This is a genomic window from Cupriavidus mimosae (assembly GCF_023952485.1).
Classification (GTDB): domain Bacteria; phylum Pseudomonadota; class Gammaproteobacteria; order Burkholderiales; family Burkholderiaceae; genus Cupriavidus; species Cupriavidus taiwanensis_C.
In genome coordinates this window covers 1-959 of record NZ_JALHRY010000093.1, presented here as the reverse complement: position 1 = coordinate 959, position 959 = coordinate 1, and the positions used below count along the sequence as shown (strand labels likewise).

Annotated in this window: 1 protein-coding gene; it reads right to left on the bottom strand. The window is 67.9% G+C overall.

The features are described 5' to 3' along the window. Positions 1–959, bottom strand: a 959-nt coding sequence (locus tag MKD50_RS30460; protein WP_252669767.1) for an amino acid permease, incomplete at both ends; no start/stop codon positions are given.

The window sequence follows — 959 nt, the reverse complement described above, 5'->3', positions numbered from 1 at the left end:
GACAGCCGCTCGGGCAGCAGCCCGTCGCGCGACATGGCAAAGATCACGCGGGTCTGGCCGTAGGTCATCACCAGGATCACCGTGGTCATGCCCAGGATCGCGCCCAGGTCGACGAAGCCCGCGACCCAGTTCTGCCCGGCGAACTGCAGCGCCAGCGAGACCGGGTGGTCGACGCCGGCAAACTTGGCGAACGGCACGATGCCAGTCATGATCGCCGCCACCACCACGTACAGCACGGTGCAGACCGCCAGCGAGCCGATGATGCCGATCGGCAGGTCGCGGCGCGGGTTGCGCACTTCTTCCGCGGCCGAGGTCACGGCATCGAAGCCGATAAAGGCGAAGAACACCAGCGCCGCCGCATTGAAGATGCCGGTGAAGCCGAACGGCGCGAACGGCTGCCAGTTGGCCGGCTGCACGTGCCACACGCCCACCGCGATAAACAGCAGCACCACGCCGATCTTCACCGCCACCATCAGGTTGTTGACGCGCGCGGACTCGCGCACGCCGTACGATACCACCCAGGTGATGGCCAGCATGATCAGGCACGCCGGCAGGTTCAGCACCGTCTGCACACCCGGCACCGAGCCCGGCGCCGCGCTCAGCGCCGCCGGCAGCTTCATGCCGAAGCCCGCCATCAGCGACTGGAAATAGCCCGACCAGCCCACCGACACGGCCGAGGTGGCCAGCCCGTATTCCAGCAACAGGTCCCAGCCGATCATCCACGCGACGATCTCGCCCAGCGTGGCGTAGCTGTAGGTATAGATCGAGCCCGACACCGGGATCGCCGAGGCGAATTCCGCGTAGCACAGCGCGGCAAAGCCGCACGCCAGCGCCGCGATCACGAACGACACCGTCAGCGCCGGCCCCGCGGTCAGCGCGCCGGTGCCGGTCAGCACGAAAATGCCGGTGCCGATGATGGCGCCGATGCCCATCAGCACCAGGTCGACCGGACCCAGCAC